This window comes from Enterobacter sp. JBIWA008 (assembly GCF_019968765.1).
GTDB lineage: Bacteria > Pseudomonadota > Gammaproteobacteria > Enterobacterales > Enterobacteriaceae > Enterobacter.
Genome location: NZ_CP074149.1, coordinates 4,041,471 through 4,060,406, shown reverse-complemented (window position 1 = coordinate 4,060,406; position 18,936 = coordinate 4,041,471). Strand labels below are relative to the sequence as shown.

Annotated in this window: 14 protein-coding genes and 1 tRNA gene; 7 read left to right on the top strand and 8 right to left on the bottom strand. The window is 57.2% G+C overall.

The genetic code is table 11. The features are described from left to right. Positions 1-23 precede the first annotated feature (23 nt). From KGP24_RS19555 to gss, 5 genes are all read left to right on the top strand, one after another. Positions 24-977, top strand: coding sequence for an ABC transporter permease (locus KGP24_RS19555; protein WP_223561540.1), 954 nt, complete (start codon positions 24-26; stop codon positions 975-977). 5 nt (positions 978-982) lie between these two features. Then, positions 983-1,828, top strand: coding sequence for an ABC transporter permease (locus KGP24_RS19550; RefSeq protein ID WP_029740724.1), 846 nt, complete (start codon positions 983-985; stop codon positions 1,826-1,828). Beyond that, positions 1,821-2,798 carry an ABC transporter ATP-binding protein gene (locus KGP24_RS19545; RefSeq protein ID WP_223561539.1) on the top strand — a complete coding sequence of 326 codons (978 nt, stop codon included), beginning with the start codon at positions 1,821-1,823 and terminating at the stop codon, positions 2,796-2,798. The genes KGP24_RS19550 and KGP24_RS19545 overlap by 8 nt, the downstream gene beginning before the upstream one ends. Next, positions 2,795-3,772 (top strand): ABC transporter ATP-binding protein, encoded by a 978-nt coding sequence (locus tag KGP24_RS19540; protein WP_223561538.1) that lies wholly within the window; start codon positions 2,795-2,797, stop codon positions 3,770-3,772. The genes KGP24_RS19545 and KGP24_RS19540 overlap by 4 nt, the downstream gene beginning before the upstream one ends. A gap of 110 nt (positions 3,773-3,882) precedes the next feature. Then, entirely contained in the window at positions 3,883-5,745 is a 1,863-nt protein-coding gene (gss, locus tag KGP24_RS19535) for a bifunctional glutathionylspermidine amidase/synthase (RefSeq protein WP_223561537.1), read from the top strand. 52 nt (positions 5,746-5,797) lie between these two features. Here gss and pgaD read toward each other — a convergent pair whose 3' ends face one another. From pgaD to pgaA, 4 genes are read right to left on the bottom strand one after another with little or no spacing between them, the layout of a single operon-like run. Continuing rightward, positions 5,798-6,232, bottom strand: coding sequence for a poly-beta-1,6-N-acetyl-D-glucosamine biosynthesis protein PgaD (gene pgaD / locus KGP24_RS19530; protein ID WP_223561536.1), 435 nt, complete (start codon positions 6,230-6,232; stop codon positions 5,798-5,800). After that, complete coding sequence (gene pgaC, locus KGP24_RS19525) at positions 6,232-7,560, bottom strand: poly-beta-1,6-N-acetyl-D-glucosamine synthase (protein ID WP_223561535.1); 1,329 nt, start codon at positions 7,558-7,560, stop codon at positions 6,232-6,234. The genes pgaD and pgaC overlap by 1 nt, the downstream gene beginning before the upstream one ends. After that, a complete protein-coding gene (pgaB, locus tag KGP24_RS19520) occupies positions 7,553-9,490 on the bottom strand; it encodes a poly-beta-1,6-N-acetyl-D-glucosamine N-deacetylase PgaB (protein ID WP_223561534.1) in 1,938 nt (645 codons plus the stop codon). The genes pgaC and pgaB overlap by 8 nt, the downstream gene beginning before the upstream one ends. A gap of 8 nt (positions 9,491-9,498) precedes the next feature. Further along, on the bottom strand, positions 9,499-11,937 hold the full coding sequence (gene pgaA, locus KGP24_RS19515) for a poly-beta-1,6 N-acetyl-D-glucosamine export porin PgaA (protein WP_223561533.1): 2,439 nt from the start codon (positions 11,935-11,937) through the stop codon (positions 9,499-9,501). A 672-nt stretch (positions 11,938-12,609) separates the two neighbouring features. Here pgaA and KGP24_RS19510 point away from each other — a divergent pair. Then, positions 12,610-13,137, top strand: coding sequence for a helix-turn-helix domain-containing protein (locus KGP24_RS19510; protein WP_223563531.1), 528 nt, complete (start codon positions 12,610-12,612; stop codon positions 13,135-13,137). Between the two features lie 54 nt (positions 13,138-13,191). On the opposite strand, the gene KGP24_RS19505 is transcribed toward KGP24_RS19510, so the two are convergent. Together KGP24_RS19505 and KGP24_RS19500 are read right to left on the bottom strand one after the other, a co-directional pair. Further along, positions 13,192-13,267 (bottom strand) — tRNA-Phe (locus KGP24_RS19505). 95 nt (positions 13,268-13,362) lie between these two features. Then, positions 13,363-14,076 (bottom strand): DUF554 domain-containing protein, encoded by a 714-nt coding sequence (locus KGP24_RS19500; protein ID WP_223561532.1) that lies wholly within the window; start codon positions 14,074-14,076, stop codon positions 13,363-13,365. Positions 14,077-14,257: 181 nt separating this feature from the next. On the opposite strand from KGP24_RS19500, the gene KGP24_RS19495 reads away from it, so the two are divergent. Beyond that, positions 14,258-16,393 (top strand): ornithine decarboxylase, encoded by a 2,136-nt coding sequence (locus KGP24_RS19495; protein WP_223561531.1) that lies wholly within the window; start codon positions 14,258-14,260, stop codon positions 16,391-16,393. A 53-nt stretch (positions 16,394-16,446) separates the two neighbouring features. Here the strand turns inward: KGP24_RS19495 and KGP24_RS19490 are convergent, their stop codons facing one another. Beyond that, entirely contained in the window at positions 16,447-17,139 is a 693-nt protein-coding gene (locus KGP24_RS19490; protein ID WP_223561530.1) for a response regulator, read from the bottom strand. After that, a complete protein-coding gene (locus KGP24_RS19485; RefSeq protein ID WP_223561529.1) occupies positions 17,129-18,754 on the bottom strand; it encodes a sensor histidine kinase in 1,626 nt (541 codons plus the stop codon). The genes KGP24_RS19490 and KGP24_RS19485 overlap by 11 nt, the downstream gene beginning before the upstream one ends. Between the last annotated feature and the right edge of the window lie 182 nt (positions 18,755-18,936).

Here is an 18,936-nt window from a genome sequence, read left to right as displayed (position 1 = left end):
CGGGGCTTTGGTAAGGGCATGTCGTGAACACACTCCTCACGCGTCGGCTGCTGCAGCTGCTGCCGATGCTGTTCTTTATTTCACTGGTTGCGTTTCTGCTGGTCAAGCTCGCGCCCGGCGATCCGGTAGCGGCGTACATTACGCCGCGTATGGCCCCGGAAGATATCGAACGTATTCGCCAGAGCCTGGGGCTGGATAAGCCGCTGGTCACGCAGTACGTCCTGTGGCTGAAAAACGTCCTGCAGGGCGATCTCGGCTATTCGCTGATTTACCATCGCCCGGTGCTGGAGATGATCGGCGAACGCATTCCGGCCACGCTGGGGCTGATGGGCGCGTCGCTGCTGCTGGCGATCGTGCTGGCGATCCCGCTGGGCCTGCTGGCGGGAGCATTTAAGCACCGCTGGCTGGATCACCTCCTGAACCTGTTCGCCTATATCGGCATCTCGGTGCCGATTTTCTGGTTCGGCATTTTGCTCATCACCGTTTTTGCCGTGCAGCTTAACTGGTTCCCCAGCATGGGGATGCGCACCATCGGCATGGAGGACAACGGGCTGGATCTGCTGCGTCACGGCGTACTGCCGTGTATTGCCCTCACGTTCTACAACCTCTCCAGCTACGTGCGCTACATCCGCTCCAACACCATCTCGCAGCTCTCGGCCGACTACGTGCAGACCCAGCTTGCCTACGGCGCCACGCGTTCCAGCATTCTGTTCCGCCACGTGCTGAAAAACGTGCTGCTGCCGGTGATTACCCTGTTCGGCCTGTCGTTCGGAGAGCTGATTGTGGGGGCCTATGTGACGGAAAGCGTCTTCTCCTGGCCGGGGATGGGGCTGCTCGGGATCCAGTCGATCGCCTCGCTGGACTACCCGCTGATCATGGCGATCATCATGCTCTCGTCGATGATGCTGATCGTCGGAAACCTGATCGCCGACGTGCTTTATCGCTTCGCCGATCCCCGCATTCGTACGCTGAGGTAGCCCGGATGAGCAGACGCTGGCAGCAGGTTCGTCACCAGCTGCGCCGCAATCGTCCGGCGCAGTTCTCTCTGTTTGTGCTTTTTATTTTCGTTGTCGCCGCGCTCTGTGCGGGCTTGAGTCCGTACGATCCGGATCGAATGGCGCTCGGCGCACGCACGCTACCGCCGGATGCCGCGCACTGGTTCGGCACCGACGAATACGGCCGCGACTACTTTACCCGCGCGCTGTATGGCGGCCAGATCTCCCTGATGGTCGGTTTTCTCGCCATGCTCTTTTCCACGCTTATCGGCACGGTGGTGGGAACGGTGAGCGGCTATTTTGGCGGCTGGCTGGATAACCTGATGATGCGCGCCGTGGATATCCTGATGGCCATTCCGGCCTTCTTCCTGCTGCTGGTGGTGAATGCGTACCTCAAGCCGGGCGTGGATAACATCATTCTAATCATCAGCCTGCTGACGTGGATGAACATGTCGCGGCTGGTGCGTGCAGAAACCCTGTCCGTGAAAGAGCGTGAGTACGTGCTTTATGCCCGCGCGTCGGGAGAGCATCCGCTGCGCATTATCGCGCGCCACATCATTCCCGGCGTGCTGCCGACCATTATCGTGGCGGCCACGCTCAATATCGCCTCGGCCATTCTGATGGAGTCAACGCTCAGCTTCTTAGGGCTGGGCGTGCAGGCGCCTGCGGCGTCGTGGGGAAGCATGCTTAACAATGCGCAGTCATATATTGGTGAAGCCTCGTGGCTGGCGATGTTCCCCGGCATTCTGATCCTGCTGACGGTGTTCAGCTTTAACGTGCTGGGCGATGTGTTCCGTACCGCCTTTGAGCCAGGAGCGAATCGCGATGAGTAACTTATTAGCCCTTGAGAACCTGCAAACCACGTTCCGCACCCGCGAGGGCGAGGTTCACGCGGTGCGCGGCGTGAGCTTTCAGGTTCAGCCGGGCGAACTCGTCGGCATCGTCGGCGAGTCGGGCTGCGGGAAAAGCGTCACCTGCAAGTCGATTATCCAGCTTCTGGGGAGCAACGGACGGATAACCGGCGGCAGCATTCGCTTCCAGAATGAGGATCTGGCGCAGAAAACCCCCGCGCAGATGCGCGCCATTCGCGGCAACGAGATCGCGATGATTTTCCAGGATCCGATGACAGCCCTGAACCCGGTGCTGACCATCGGCAAGCAGATGGCTGAGATCCTGATGCGCAACAAAGGACTCACCAAAAAAGCGGCCAAAGCGGCGGCGATCGCCATGCTGGAACAGGTAGGGATTGCCGAGGCGGAACGCCGATACGACCAGTATCCCCACGAGTTTAGCGGCGGGATGCGCCAGCGGGTGATGATCGCGATTGCGCTCTCCTGCAACCCGAAGCTTCTCATTGCCGATGAACCGACCACCGCGCTGGACGTGACCATTCAGGCACAGATCCTGCGCCTGCTGAAAAGCCTGCAACAGCAGACCCGGACCGCGATTCTGCTGATCACCCACGATCTCGGCGTGGTAGCGCAGGTCTGCAGCCGCGTGGTGGTGATGTACGGCGGGCTGGTGATGGAGGAGGGGAGCGTGGAGGACATTTTTTATCGCCCTGCGCATCCTTACACCCAGGGGCTGCTGGCCTCGCTGCCGCGCCCGGATGAGGTGAATCAACGTTTATCGCCCATTGAAGGTTCGCCGCCTGGCCTGCTTAACCCGCCGCCGGGCTGTCCGTTCGCGGAACGCTGCCCGAAACGCATGCCCCAGTGTGAACGGCAGCCCGCATTTTACACCGCCGGAGAGAGCCATCGCGCCGCCTGCTGGCTATGGGCCGACAAGGAGATTCAGGCATGAGTGAACAACAGGCGCCATTAGTGAGCGTGCGCGATCTGCGTAAGCACTATCCGCTCAACGGCGGTTTGCTGCGTAAAGGCATGGCCGTGAAGGCGGTTGATGGCGTGAGCTTTGATATCCAGCCCGGCGAGACGTTTGGCCTGGTGGGGGAGTCCGGCTGCGGAAAATCCACCCTCGGGCGCGCCATCCTGCGCCTTTTCGATATCACCTCAGGCGAGATCCACTTCGCCGGGCAGGCGATCGCCCACGCCCGTGAAAAAGAGCTTAAGCCGCTGCGTAAGCGGATGCAGGCGATTTTTCAGGATCCTTACTCGTCGCTCAACCCCGGTATGACGGTGCGACAGCTGGTGGCCGAACCGATGCAGATCCACGGCTACAGCCGGGAAGAACAGCGGGAACGTACGGAAACGCTGCTCTACAAGGTGGGGCTGAAGCACGAACACCTTGAACGGTTCCCGCATGAGTTCAGCGGCGGGCAGCGTCAGCGCATCAGTATTGCCCGCGCGTTGTCCGTGGATCCTGAATTTGTGCTGTGTGATGAGCCGCTCTCGGCGCTGGACGTATCGGTGCAGGCCCAGGTGGTGAATATTCTGCAGGACCTGCAGCAGGAGCTGGGGCTGACCTATCTGTTCATCGCCCACGATCTCTCCATGGTGCGCCATATCTCCAGCCGCATTGGGGTGATGTATCTCGGTAAACTGGTGGAGGTGGCCCCGGCGAATGAACTGTATCAGCGTCCGGCGCACCCTTACACCCGCGCGCTGCTGGCGGCGGTTCCACGGCCCGATCCGCGCATTCGCAATCTTGAAGACGCCACCCTGCGCGGCGACATTCCTGGCCCCGCGTCCGCGCTGCCGGGCTGTAAGTTTTGCAGCCGCTGCCCGCACGCCATGCCGGTTTGCCAGACGCAGGAGCCTGCGATGCAGGAGATTGCGCCCGGGCATTTTGCGGCATGCTGGTTGTTTAACATGTAATTAATGCGCCGCGCAGGTGTATGATAAACGTTCCTCTGTCAGGTTAATTACAACGTGCAGACGACGACAACCCTTAAAAAATTGCCGCCTGCCTGTTTTAGGTTGGATACATGCGTAAAGGAAAGTTAAGCAGTGATGCGCCATTCGGGACATTGTTAGGCTATGCGCCCGGTGGTGTGGCGATTTACTCTTCAAATTACGGCAGTCTGGACCCGCGAAAGTACCCGGAAGACGCGGATTTTCGCAGCTATATCGGCAACGAATACATGGGCCACAAGTGGCAGTGCGTTGAGTTCGCCCGCCGTTTTCTGTTCCTCAACTATGGCTTCGTGTTTACCGACGTCGGCATGGCGTGGGAGATCTTCTCCCTGCGCTTTTTGCGTCAGGTGGTGAACGATAACATTCTGCCCCTTCAGGCTTTTGCCAACGGCTCAAAACGCGCGCCGCGCGCCGGAGCGCTGCTGATCTGGCAAAAGGGCGGCGAGTTTCATGAGACCGGCCACGTGGCGGTGATCACCCAGCTTCTGGACGATAAGGTGCGTATCGCGGAGCAGAACGTGATTCACTCTCCGCTGCCGCTCGGGCAGCAGTGGACGCGCGAGCTGCGTCTGAGCGTGGAGAACGGGCGTTATACAATCCATGACACCTTCAACGACACGGAAATTCTCGGCTGGATGATCCAGACCGACGACACGGAACACAGCGTTCCCCAGCCGGAAATCGACGGCGAACGGCTGAAAATCAGCGGCGCGCGGCTGAAAAACACGCGTCAGTTCGACGGAAAATGGCTTAACGAGAATGATGCATTGCAGCAGGCGTATATCCGCGCCAACGGTCATGTGATCAACAAAGATCCCTGCCAGTACTTCACCATTACCGAAAGCGCCGAGCAGGAGCTAATCAAGGCCACCAACGAACTGCATCTGATGTACCTGCACGCGACGGACAAGGTGCTGAAAGACGACAGCCTGCTGGCGCTTTTCGACATCCCGAAAATCCTCTGGCCGCGCCTGCGCCTCTCCTGGCAGTGGCGTCGTCACCATATGATCACCGGTCGTATGGATTTTTGCATGGATGAGCGCGGCATTAAGGTCTACGAGTACAACGCCGACTCCGCTTCCTGCCATACCGAGGGCGGGCTGATTCTCGAAGAGTGGGTGAAAAACGGCTATCGCGGCAACGGGCATAACCCGGCAGAAGGGCTGCTGGAAGAGCTGACCGGCGCCTGGAAGCACAGCCACGCGCGGCCGTTCGTCCACATCATGCAGGACAACGATGTCGAAGAGGACTATCACGCGCTCTTTATTCAGCGTTCGCTGATGCAGGCCGGTTTCGAAACCAAAATCCTGCACGGGCTGGAGGCGCTCAGCTGGGATGCCGCCGGACAGCTGATTGACGACGAAGGTCGCCACGTCAACTGCGTGTGGAAAACCTGGGCGTGGGAAACGGCGATTGAGCAGATCCGCGAGGTCAGCGAAACCGAATACGCCGCCGTGCCGATCCGCACCGGACATCCCGAGGGCGAGGTGCGCCTGATTGACGTTCTGCTGCGCCCGGAGGTGCTGGTCTTCGAACCGCTGTGGACGGTGATTCCCGGCAACAAGGCGATCTTGCCCGTGCTGTGGCAGCTGTTCCCGAATCACCGCTACCTGCTCGACACCGATTTTGAGGTTAACGAGCTGCTGAAGCAGACCGGCTATGCCGTCAAGCCGATCGCCGGACGCTGCGGCAGCAATATCGACCTGATTAGCGCCCAGGACGAGCTGCTGGATAAATCCAGCGGCAAGTTTGTCGACCGTAAAAACATCTACCAGCAGCTGTGGTGCCTGCCGAAGGTCGACGGTAAGTACATACAGGTCTGCACCTTCACCGTGGGCGGCAACTACGGCGGGACCTGTCTGCGCGGCGATGACTCGCTGGTGGTGAAGAAAGAGAGCGATATTGAGCCGCTGATCGTGGTTAAAGATAAGTAGTTCACACCCGCTATAAAAAAGCCCCCGCTGGGTATCCTGCGGGGGCTTTTTGTTACTGTTCTTCCTCTTCCAGCTGCTCGCTGATCTTCAGATCGATGATGCGGCCAATCTGGTCATGATAGACCGTCAGCAGGTTGTACTGGCTCATCTCGGAGATGATTTGCGGTGAGACATTAAAGCTGCGGGCCAGCTCCTCCTGGTGAAAATAACCCGGCTGGCGCCTTCTCACGTGGGCGCGGCGGCGATTGTACTGATACCATAAAATCAGCAGCCAGCCGTTGAGCGCGGCGAACAGTAAATAGATCAACACCGTATTAAAGGAGGCAATAATCACGCTCCAGCGGTGGTCACTCTCATCGGTTAACTGCATCCAGAGCCTGGCATACAGGAAAAACAGAAAGCCTCCCCACGCCACCAGCGTTAACGCGGCATCGAAAAGACGTGGCAATAGCCGATGTTCGGTCAGAATTAAGGTATTTTCGTTCATTAAATGCGTCCTTTTCCCCGGTCCGGGCTGATCCAGCGCGCGCGGGCGCGCTGACGTTTAAGCATGACTTTTGGAAATGCGACAAGGGTGGTGAACAGGCCAATCATCCAGTACACCATCGGGAACCAGATCACCCAGAAAAGCGAGCTGGCCACCTTCCGTTCATAGCGCCGCTCGATGAACAGGCTGACCAGGAACTGCAGCAGGCACATCACGCCCAGCAGTAGCCCGGTAAACTCCGGTGGGAAGAGGCTCTCCACGGTCAGCCTGGCGGGAATCGGCGTGATATGGCTGAGGATAAATAACAGCACCGTCATCGCGTACGCGAAGGCCCACAGCGTTGACAGGGCGTACTCCATAAACAGGGGCCACATGCGGTGATGCTCCCAGCGCACAATCCTGCGCAGGTTAACCAGAAACACCTCCGCACCGCCCTGGGCCCAGCGCAGACGCTGTTTCCACAGGCCCTTCAGCGTCTCCGGCATCAGGATCCAGCACAGCGCCCGCGGCTCGAAAAAGATATCCCAGTGGCGCAGCTGCAGCTTCCAGCTGATGTCGATGTCTTCGGTGATCATGTCCGGGCTCCAGTACCCGACGTCCGCCAGCGCCTGTCGGCGAAAGGCGGCGATGACGCCGGAGACGGTAAAGACCCGGCCATAGATCCGCTGCGTCCGCTTGATGAGCCCAATAATGGATGAGAACTCACCCACCTGGATGCGGCCAATCAGCGTGGAGCGCGTGCGAATGCGCGGATTCCCGGTGACCGCCCCGACGTGGGGGTACTGAATCAGCGGCGCCACCAGATACGCTGCCGTATCGCGATCGAGCAGGGCGTCGCCGTCAATGCAGACCAGCAGATCGCCCCGCGCCGCCGCCGCGCCGGCTTTGAGCGCCAGCGCTTTCCCCTGGTTTTCCGCGAGATTAATCACCCGCAGGCGCGGCTGTTCCTGTGCAAGCTCCTGCAGCACCTGCGCGGTGTTGTCAGACGAGCCGTCGTTGATGGCGATAACTTCTATATTTTCATACCGCTGATCCAGCGCGGCGCTGATGGTCTCCCGGGCATTCCTTCCCTCGTTGAAGCAGGGGATAAGAATGGAGATGAGCGGCTCACCCGCGAGCGTCGGGGCGGGCGTGTCTTTATCCCACGACCAGTGGCGTTCAAGCTGAAACCAGAAATAGAGGCCGCCGGTTATCCAGAGCACCGACATGAACAGCGGCCAGAAGAACACAAAATCCAGAATCAGTTCGCCGGTAAAAAGAGCGGCCACGCCTAATGGCAACCCGAATACCAGACATAAAATAGAGAAGGCGATAATGCGATCAGTCATTGTCAGGGTACCAGTACGAAGAAAATTCAGGCCTGATGCGTGAGATATCAGGTTGGTTGTTGAGGAAGTCGTCGGGGTAGTAACCGTAGTTTTTGATGCCGTTCAGCTGGAGCACGCGCATCCACTGCGCAAGCTGGCTATCAGAAACGGCGCGCTGCGGCTTCTTATCCCAGTCCCTGGCCTGCAGCTCGAAAATAGTTTTATCGAGCGCGCCGGGGCGGGTGGCGACGGCTTTAACCAGACGCGTCAGCCAGGCATTGCTCTCGTCTGCCGGAACGGACTCCATCAGCGGCATGGCCATGGGCACCGTCCAGTCATACTCCGCCAGAAAATCATCAAGATTCTGCGCAAACCACGCTTCGCTTTCGGGCTGCAGAATGGGTAAGGCGAACATATTGCGCGCGGTTTTTATCTGCGGGCCACGGATATGCTTCACCGCCAGGGTCAGGGCGTGGGTAAATCCGATAAGCGTCTGGCTTTTCTGACGAGTGGTGTTCCGATCGGCATCGTCCACGTCCGTCAGCACCGCGTCGTCATGGAACAAAATCCCGTTGAAGCTCGCATAGCGGGCCAGATCTTCATAGATGTCCGTTACCTGCCGGCGAACCTGCGGGTCCCAAGGGGAGAGCCGGATATAGGGCTCGGAGGCTTCGCGCAGCTGGCCGGTTTGACGATCCCGGCGCTGCACGTGCGGCAGGGAAGGATCGAGATCGAACGAGAGCACCGGCATCCACGCGAAGACTTTCACGCCCGCGCGGGTTTGCAGCTGCCAGGCGACAAAATTAAAGAGATCGGCCCGGACCGGCAGCCGACGATTGGGGAAATAGAGCGCCTTGATCCTGCCGTCGCCCTGCGGGTCGGCAAACGCCTGCAGGAAAACGTGGCTGATCTTCATGTCATAGACCCGCTGGATCAGCCTGTTGATGTTTTGGGTCTGCTGGGCCGGATCGGGATCGTAAACGTAGTCGAGATCGACGTGCATGACGCGAACGGGATCGTGCTCCTGAACCTGGCTTACCGCACTGGCAAAAGCCTTGAGCGAGGGATTTCCGGCGATCAGCAGACGGGGAATGTTGCCGAGATCCTGCACGTTCCCCAGCCCGTCCTCAAGGGTAAAGGCCAACTGATAACCTTGCTGTCTGGCGATTGCGAGCGACGTGCCGTTGGCGGCACCATAGGGCCAGACCCAGGCGCGCGGTGCCTTGCCCGTCACCTGCGTGATTTTTTCAGTCACTTTGCGAACGTCATCGCCGATCCGCTGGTTGAACTGCTGGTCCGTTTCATAGCTGCCCGTGGCTTTGTCATAAAAGCGGTTGGCGATGGCAGGTTCGCGGCTGCCCTGCGGGTTGGCCGGAATGCCGTAATGCGAGGCCCAGGTATGCGATCCGATCTCAATTAACGGAGACCGGCTGAGCTCGCGCACCATGTCCCACGTCGCGAAGCGATCCCGGGGCGTCATCAGGCCGCCGAAGTTAACTTTTTGATTTTCCGGCGTATCCACCCAGCTGCCCACCGGCGCCCACAGCGCAGGGACGTTCCATGCCTGAAGCAGCGGCCAGACGCGGGTGTAGAAGCTGCTGTAGCCGTCGTCAAAGCTGAGCAGAACGGCTTTCGGCGGCAGCGTTTTTTTCCCGTCATGGGCATCCAGAATGTCCTGCACGCTGATGGCGTGATAGCCGTTGTGCAGAAGCCAGCTTATCTGCTCGTTTAATGCGCTGGTGCGCACGGAGAGGTAGCGCTGATCGGCGGCGTCGTCTTCGACGTCGTGGTAGGCCAGCACCAGAAACTGGTTCTGCGGCCAGGGTTTGCTCGCCTCCAGCTGCGGCCGCGCTTTGGGCGCAATGAACGAGATCGCCTGCGCGCAGACATTCGCGCTGAGGCAGAGCCAGCCGATAAGTATCAGGCTCACGGAAAAACGTGTGTTCAGCATATTCATCCTTAAAAGCGTAAAGTCGCGTCAAACGCGACGGAGAGATTGCTCTCGCGTTTGCCGTCGTAAGGGCGTTTATCCCAGTTCAGCATCACGCCGGTATCAATGACGTTGTTCCACTGAACGCGCTGTCCGTAACCCAGCAGGGCGATGGCGCCAGCGGACTGATTTTTCTGCCAGTAGCTGCCGCCGCCCGCCACGAACTGCTGGCTCCAGAGGGTGTCGTAATGGCGGACCATCTCATGGTCAACGGCCAGGGCCGCCGTCACGGACAGATCGCGCGACGGGTTGTAATAGAGCGTGTTCCGCTGGCTGTTTTTGCTGGCGGCGATCCCCGGTTCGAGATCCAGCGTCAGGGACGGGGTCTGCCAGAGACGCTCCTTGCCCGTGAGGCTGTATTCCTGACGACGGTTATGATCGGAGAAACGGCTGAGGGCGGCGTTGAACTGGTATTCCCGCCGTTCGTTTTGATACCAGCGCACCCCGCCTTCACCCCGGTTGGCGCTAATTCCGTTGCGTAAGGCCCGCAGGGGCGTGGTGCGCGACAGGCGTTCAAGGCTGCCGCTGACCTGCCAGCTATCGGTCACGAAGTACGTTGTTGAGAGACGAGCGCCCGGCTTGTTTGCCCCGTGATAGCGGTTGCTGGAGAGTTCGGCTTCGAGCTGGAGGTCGCGTGGCCGCCACTCGACGCCGCCCAAAAGGTGACGGCTGGTGCCTTTACCTTCTTCGAAATTACCCTCGGCAAAGCGGGTGCCGGCAAACAGCCGCCAGTTATCCGCTACGGGCGGGCCATAGAGCGTGGCGTCCCAGTTGAGGTCGTGCGTCCCGCTGACGGGGCTATCGGAGTGCAAGCCCTTGCTCGCGTTGAGGCGCAGCTCGGACATGTGGTGGACCGTTCTGAGCCTGTCGAGACGCCTGGCGCTGCGATCGGCTGGCGCGCGAGCCAGCACGTCGTCGGCCAGTAAATCCATCTGTCGCCACTCCTGCAGATCCATCGCGACGTAGGCCTGCTGCTGTTCGAGTTCCAGATTCGATGGCTCCAGCGCCTCTGCTCTTTTCAGCTTTTGCTCGGCCGCGCGCGGCAGGCCCCGCGCCTGCAGAAGCGTGGCATAGTCAATCTGTAATCCCTGATTGCCCGGCGCCGTTGTCGCCAGATGGTGCGCCAGCTTTTCGGCTTCCGGCAGGGCATTCGTCGCCAGCAAATAGTTAAAACGGAGCGACTGTCCGGTAAGCCACCGATCGTTCGGCTGAGGGGTAGGGGAACCGAAATCGTAACGGGTCCAGGGGACGTTGCGGGTCTGGCTCTCTGCATACTGGCGGGCGGACTGATACTGTCCCGTATCCAGCCAGGCGTAGAAAAGCGCGTGCTCCTCGTCCTGCGGATCGGAAGCGTATTGCGGATAGCGTTGCAGGAGCGCGAAGGCGGCGGCCGCGTTTTTCTCCTGCAGATACGCGGAGATGACCCAGCCGATGGCCCAGCCCGGCACCGGATGCTGGGCTGCCGTAAGATCCTGATATTCGCTAATCACCTGCGGGTAATCGGCATGGGCGTACAGCGCGCCGAGACGGTCGATACGCGCAAGTATGATATCTTCGGCTGCCTGCGGCTCGCTTTGCCAGCGAGAAAGCAGAATGTCGTAACGATTCAGCGCAGTTTGCGCAAGCTGCAGGCGCTCTTTTTCTGTTCTGCCAGGCACATCGGCAAGGCGAACGCTTTCGGCTGCGGCATTCAGCTCAAGACGGCGACGCTCCGCGGGGGACAGCGTTACGCTTTGTGAAAGCTGGAGTGCGGGGGTGTTCACCCGGCTATCCGTTAGCGCGTCGATAAGCTCCCTGAGGAGCGCTTTATTCTCAGGTGTGACATTCAGCGCGCGCGTGTCGGCTAAGAGCCGATCCCAGCTTTTTCCCTGGCGTAACCAGACATACGAGAGCGTCTCAAGATGTGCCTGAGAGGGATTTTCCTCCACCAGCCGTCGGGCTTCCTGTAGGGCAAGCGTGTCCATGCGGGCATCGGCGAGGGTTTTGATATAGCCGATACGATAATCGTCGTTATCCGGCGCAAGGCTTAGCGCCTCTTTCCAGCGCGCCAGGGCCTGCTGCCACGCTTTTTGATTTCGCCTGGATTGCGCGACGGCAGCAACGGCACGGGCGGGCAGCGGCATATAAATGCTGTAGCGCTGCCAGACCTGAATAACCTCGTCATCATGACCTGCCCAGGCCGCCACCTGTAACCAGTCCGCAACGTGTTCAGGCGTCAGGGCATGCTGCTGCTGATAACGCTGAAGATAATCGAGAAACGACGTGTAATAACCGTTACGCGCCTGTTGAATCTGTTGCTCATAAACGGACTCCGTAGCCTGAGCCAGAACAGGAAAGAGGAATAACAGAAACAATAATGTTGGGGTGCGATAAAAGAATAACGTATTGAAGCGAAGCGATCTTTCCATATCTATTTGCCATTTGTTTATCATGAATCCATTGCATAGCACGGCCGCCTTTAAACTCAGCGTTAAAGGCCATAAATGAGAACATTAAATCTGAATGCAGTAACGTTATGGGGTACTTACTTAAAGGTAATTATGGAACCTCATCTCAGTGGACTGAATGGGAGGTAATGTACACCTGATATGTTGCCGGATAAATATGCTGAATAGCGGCCTTTCAGTTTTGAGATAATTCTGTAACGGACGACTTTTTGTGTTTATTTTAAATTCATTGTTTAATTGTAAATCATTGAAATTAATTGATTTTATTTTTATTGTGACAGATTTGTATATATTTTAAATCACGTTTATCTGCTTCAATTAAAGTACTTTCTGGTGCATGTTTGGGAAGTTTCATGACAAAAATTCTTAATGTTTAAGGAAGTGACTTTTCTGCGATTGTTTTTTATTTATAATTAATGGCAGCCATTGAATGATAGTCTACAGGAAGTCTTACTCATCAATGTCTGTATTGAGGGATATCCAAAGCCAGAATACATTTATCGTTAATATAACAGCGCTATAAAACGAAGGCGGCCTTCTTTCCGGGGGATCGTTCTTGCTTTAATCTAAAAGGGATGGTTAGTGGCAACTTCAATAGTGTTAGTGACTCAGGATCGCTACCTTGTCAGGGGAATGCGGATATTTTTTCCGGATATTATCCTGCTCGATTCGGTTGACAGAAACATATTTGATAACGGTGCAGATGAATATTCTGTATTGATTGATAGTCGTTCTCCGCTCCGTTTATATGATTACCTGATACGCCATCCGGCCAGAGCGAAAAAAACCATCTGCTGCGTTATGCTTGATATGCGACACCGTGAGGAGAATCTTCTCAGTATGAAGTTATTTATGAACACGTCGCTCACAGCACCGGATATGGCGTCGTTATTTAACCTGGTGCTCAATATGAAGGGCAGGCGTCTGACGACCAAATGGCTGCTTAACTTACGGCTTAGCACGCACGAAGCGATCATGCTGCGGTTGCTGAGGGCAGGGATGTCGATAGAAGTCATTGCCGATGAGCTGAATACGTCGGTGAAAAGCCTTTATCGCAAACGCACGGCGCTCTCGGAACGTCTGGGGGCGGAAAACTTTAACGAGGCGTGTTTGTTTATCTTTAAAAACAAACTGCTGGACGCAGGTGGGAACGATCCCTAGGGTGGGGAGAGACCGAAAGCAAAAAACCCGCCAGAGGCGGGTTCTTCTAAATAGTGGTGCCCGGACTCGGAATCGAACCAAGGACACGGGGATTTTCAATCCCCTGCTCTACCGACTGAGCTATCCGGGCAACGGGGCGCATTAAACCCGATCTGCCCCGTGGCGTCAACGAAAAATGTTGTTTTCGTTACAGACTGCGCAATCTCTCACCATTTCGCCGCATCCTTAAGCGAAAAAGTGCGTCCAGAGCGCGGAGAGCGGCATGGCGAGCAGCAGTGCGGGCAGCATGTTCACCACGGCAAACATCTTGATCCCACAAATGCGCAACCCGGTAGCCAGCAGCAGCAGGCCGCCGACGGCGGTGAAGTCTGCCATCATCGCCGGCGTGGTGAGCGGGAGAATCAACGTGGCGCAGGTGGCGAGCGCGAGCTGGATAACCAGCATCGGGACGCAAATCGCCGCCACGGCAATACCAAGGGTGGTGGCGAAAATGGTGGCGGTGAAGAAATCAAGAAACGCTTTTGCAATCAAAATGCTCGGGTCGCCCGTCATCCCTTCCTGCATTGAACCGAAAATCCCGGTGCCGCTGGCGCAAAACAGAATAATGATGGCGACATAGTTCTGAATAAACGTCTCGTGCGTGCCGTGTTTCGCCTTGCCCGGTCTGGCTATCAAATTTTTGGCTTTGCTCACCGCACTGTTAATGCCTTTTTCCAGATAGCAAAATTCGCCAATCAGCGCGCCGAGTAGCGTGGCCAGCACCATCACGGGCAGATTTGCGCATTTGATCACTAACAGAATACCGATCCCTAACGATGCCAGGCCGAATATTGAGGGCATGGAGGTGCGAATACGCTCCGGCAGCCGCTGGCTCAACACGGCGCCGAGTACGCCGCCCAGCAATACGGCGCCTGCGTTAATAAATGGCCCGATAACCAAAGTTAGCTCCTGTTATTTAATCATTGATCTTGCATTATTATGGCACGGCAGGGCTGCGCGGGCCGTAGTTTTGGTTGGTTTTTTGCATACTGATTCCTTCTTGCACCTCAAAATAAAAGGTGACATTATTGCGCGAATTTTCTCCTCCCTGTCTCACCGCCCGGTGAGGGTAACTGCGCCTATGAAAACCATGAAAATTGCCGTCAGCCGCGAGCTGCTCTCCATTGTGTCTACGCACCGCGAAAAGGTGACGCTGGACAACACTGATTTTACCGATGTGGCGGCCGTCGTCATCACAACAGCTGAAAGTCGCAGCGGCATTCTTGCACTGTTGAAACGCACGGGCTTTCAGCTACCGGTGTTTATTTTCTCGCAGGAGCCAGCGGACGTACCCGACGGCGCCACGGCGGTCATCTCGGGTAAAGCACAGGAGCTTCTGGAACTGGAGACCGCTGCCAGCCGTTACGAAGAGAACCTGCTGCCGCCCTTTTTCGACACCCTGAGCCAGTATGTGGAGATGGGCAACAGCACTTTTGCCTGTCCGGGCCACCAGCACGGGGCCTTTTTCAAAAAACACCCGGCAGGGCGACAGTTCTATGATTTCTTCGGTGAGAACGTGTTTCGCGCCGATATGTGCAATGCCGACGTGAAGCTGGGCGATCTGCTGATCCATGAAGGGTCCGCCAAGCACGCGCAAAAGTTCGCGGCAAAAGTGTTCAACGCGGACAAAACCTACTTTGTGCTAAACGGCACGTCAGCGGCCAACAAGGTGGTGACCAACGCGCTGCTGACCCGCGGTGACCTGGTGCTTTTCGACCGCAATAACCACAAATCTAATCATCACGGGGCGCTGATCCAGGCGGGCGCCACGCCGGTTTATCTTGAGGCCGCGCGTAACCCGTTTGGCTTTATTGGCGGGATTGACGACCACTGCTTTGACGAGGCCTATCTGCGGGATCTTATCCGTGAGGCGGCGCCGGAGAAGGCCGACGAGCCGCGTCCGTTCCGCCTGGCGATCATTCAGCTTGGCACCTACGACGGGACGATCTACAACGCCCGCCAGGTGATCGACAAGATCGGCCATCTGTGTGACTACATCCTCTTTGATTCCGCATGGGTGGGCTACGAGCAGTTTATTCCGATGATGGCGGAAACGTCCCCGCTCTTGCTGGAATTGAACGAGAACGATCCGGGAATTTTCGTGACCCAGTCGGTGCATAAACAGCAGGCCGGGTTCTCGCAAACGTCGCAGATCCATAAAAAGGATAACCACATCCGCGGTCAGGCGCGTTTCTGCCCGCACAAGCGGCTGAACAACGCGTTTATGCTGCACGCTTCCACCAGCCCGTTTTATCCGCTGTTCGCAGCGCTGGATGTGAATGCCAAGATCCACGAAGGGGAGAGCGGACGACGGCTGTGGGCGGAGTGCGTCGAACTGGGGATTGAAGCGCGCAAGGCGATCGTTGCGAATTGCCATATGATCAAACCGTTTATCCCACCGGTGGTGGCGGGGCGGCCGTGGCAGGATCATCCGACGCACGCCATCGCCAGCGAGCTGCGTTTCTTCAGCTTTGAGCCGGGGGCCAAATGGCACGGGTTTGAGGGCTATGCCCGCGAGCAGTACTTTGTCGACCCGTGCAAGCTCCTGCTGACCACGCCGGGTATCGATGCTGAAACCGGGGAATACACGGATTTCGGGATCCCGGCGACGATTCTGGCGCACTACCTGCGCGAAAACGGCATCGTGCCGGAGAAATGCGATCTTAACTCGATCCTGTTCCTGCTGACGCCTGCCGAAAGCAGCGAGAAGCTGTCGCAGCTGGTGGCGATGCTGGGACAGTTTGAACAGCATATTGAAGACGACACGCCGCTGGAGGACGTGCTGCCGACGATCTTCCAGAAATATCCGGTGCGCTACCGGGATTACACCCTCCGCCAGCTGTGTCAGGAGATGCACGATCTCTACGTCAGCTTTGACGTGAAAGATCTGCAGAAGGCGATGTTCCGCAAGGAGAGCCTGCCTGAGGTAGTGATGAACCCGCAGGATGCGAATCGGGCCTATATTCGCGGTGACGTGGAGCTGGTTCGCATACGGGATGCCGCAGGGCGCATTGCTGCTGAAGGGGCGCTTCCCTATCCGCCAGGCGTGCTGTGCGTGGTGCCGGGTGAGGTCTGGGGCGGGGCGGTACAGCGTTACTTCCTGGCGCTGGAGGAGGGCATCAACCTGCTGCCGGGCTTCTCGCCGGAGCTGCAGGGGGTTTACAGCGAGAAGGATGCCGACGGGATTAAGCGGCTTTATGGGTATGTGTTGAGATAGTGCGGGCTGTTGCCCTCACCCTGCCCTCTCCCACCGGGAGAGGGGACGTTTCATCAGACCGCACTACGCTTGTACATCCTCCTTGGATGCCCAATCTTGCCGTACAGCATCTCCACCGTCAGAAAACCCGCCTCCACGCAGTGTTCCAGATAGCGCCGGGTGGTGGTTTTGCTTAACCCCGTCTCACTCACCACCTCATCCACGCTAAAACAGTGCGTTGCCTTGTCGTTAAACAGCGACTGCACCCGCGCCAGCGTATTTTCCTCAATGCCTTTACTGCCGTTGTCCTGGCGGTAGTTTTTCGCCTGAAGCTGATACAGCGAATCGACGTTTTGCTGGTCGACAATCTTCCATACGCGCTGCTGTTCCGCAAACTGCACAAACCGCTCCAGCGACTGGCTGAGGCGCTTCCAGGAGACGGGTTTGAGGATGTAGTCGAAAGCGCCGTTGCGAATCGCCTGGCTGCAGGTGTCCATATCGCTGGCGGCAGTAATAAAAATCACCGAGCAGTTGGCGCGGGCCAGCATGGGGTTATTGATAAGCGTGATACCTTTGCCGTCCGGCAGATAGTTATCCAGCAGCATCAGCTGCGGCTGTTTGCTTTCAAGCTCTGCCAGGGCCGCAGCCAGCGACGAGGCAATGCCCACCAGCCTCAGACGCGGATGTTTGCTTATCAGCTCCGCGTGCAGTTGCGCCAGTTCGTTCTCGTCTTCAACAATCAGTACGTCGATAAGTTCATGTTGCATAGTCGGTGTCTTCCAGTTGCCGGGCAATTCCCGTGGCCGGGATAAACAAGGAGAAAATGGCGCCGCGTGGCGTATTATCGGCAACTTCTATCGCGCCACCAGCCTGTGTGACATAGCTTTCGATTAGATACAGGCCAATCCCATGATCGCCGCGTGTTTTGGTGGTGATGCCGCGTTCAAAGATCCGGTCACGGATCTCCGGTGTAATGCCAACGCCCTGGTCAGCGACTTCAATAATCAGCTCCTGGTCGCTGAGTTTTATCAGCACTTCTACCGGCGCATGGGGAAGCGGTAACCGCTGTGTCGCTTCGATGGCGTTATCCAGCAGGTTGCCAATAATCGAAATCAGCTCTTGCTCCCCAAGGGGCAGGAACGGTCTGTCCAGCTGACAGGCCGGGTCGAAACACAGCTCGACGCCTTTCTCCCGGGCGCGGGCGGCTTTCCCCAGCAGCAGGCCGCACAGGGTGGGGGAGCTGAAGCGCGAAGAGATAAAGTCCAGCAGCTCCTGGGCATGTTCCGACTGCGCCTGAATGTAGCCAATGGCTTCCTCATAGCGGCCCATATGCAGCAGGCCGGACAGGGTCGTCATCCGGTTTAGCTGCTCATGACGCATAATACGGAGGTTATCGACATAGCGTTTTACCTGGCTGAGCTGGGCGCTCAGGGAGTCGATCTCGTTGCGATCGCGGAAGGTGATCACCCAGCCCTGCAGCGACCCCTCAAGCATGATGTGTACCCGGCTGGCAATCACCGTGAGATCGTTAAAACGGCAAATCTCGTCATGGGTATCTTTCGCCAGCATCGTCTGCGTGTCGAAGAACGGGACCGGATCAATCACCTTGCTTATCAGCTGTCCGCGCAGTTCACGGGCCGGCTGGCTCAGCCCCAGCAGCTTGCGCGCCGCCTGATTGATCACTTCAATCCGCCGCCGATCGTCAATGGCAATTACCCCTTCATAAATAGACTCCATCATCGCCTTCTGCTGGCGAACCAGCAGGCCGATCTCTCGCGGCTCAAGGGAGAAGATCTGCTTCTTGATGCTGCGGGTAAAGAACCAGGAGAAGATAAAGAGAGCGATCAGCAGCAGCACGGCGGCAATCAGGATATTGACCACTTTACTGACGGTAATAGTATCAAGGTAGCTGGTCAGATAGCCTACCGAAACGATGCCGACCACCTGTCCGGCGGCGTTGAAGATGGGGGCTTTACTGCGCAGCGAAATGCCCAGCCCGCCTTTGCGGATGGTGGTGGTGCTTTTACCCTGCAATACGGCTTCATTGTCTCCGCCAACCAGGGTTGTGCCCACTCTGTCGGCAAAGACGGAGTGAAAAAGATGCCGACCTTTATTATCACCAATCACAATAAAGCTGGCGTCACTGTGCGCAGAAATCTTCTGCATAAAATCATGGATGGCGTTGATATTCTTTTGTTCAACTTCATTTCGCAGTGTCGGAATAAGTGCAATCTCTTCAGCCTGTATTTTTGCTCGCGTACTCATTTCCTGATAAAGCTGTTTCCCGACATCAGCATAATAATATCTGCCCAGCAGCGCAAAAAGTACCGAGAAAAAGACAACCAGCGAAATAAACAGCTTGATCTGGAAAGAGACTTTCATAACTATCACGCGAGGTAGCAGCATAGGTCGCCAATATATCATTTTTTTTCGCGCGGACGCCCGCTTTGCCGAAAACTTGTGATCCCTTGCACAGCGGGCGCTGTAAAAGAGTTATCCTGGAGGGTAACGCGCTCCGGACTGAACGAATAAATGTTATTTGTTTGTTCGATTTAGAAAAGAAA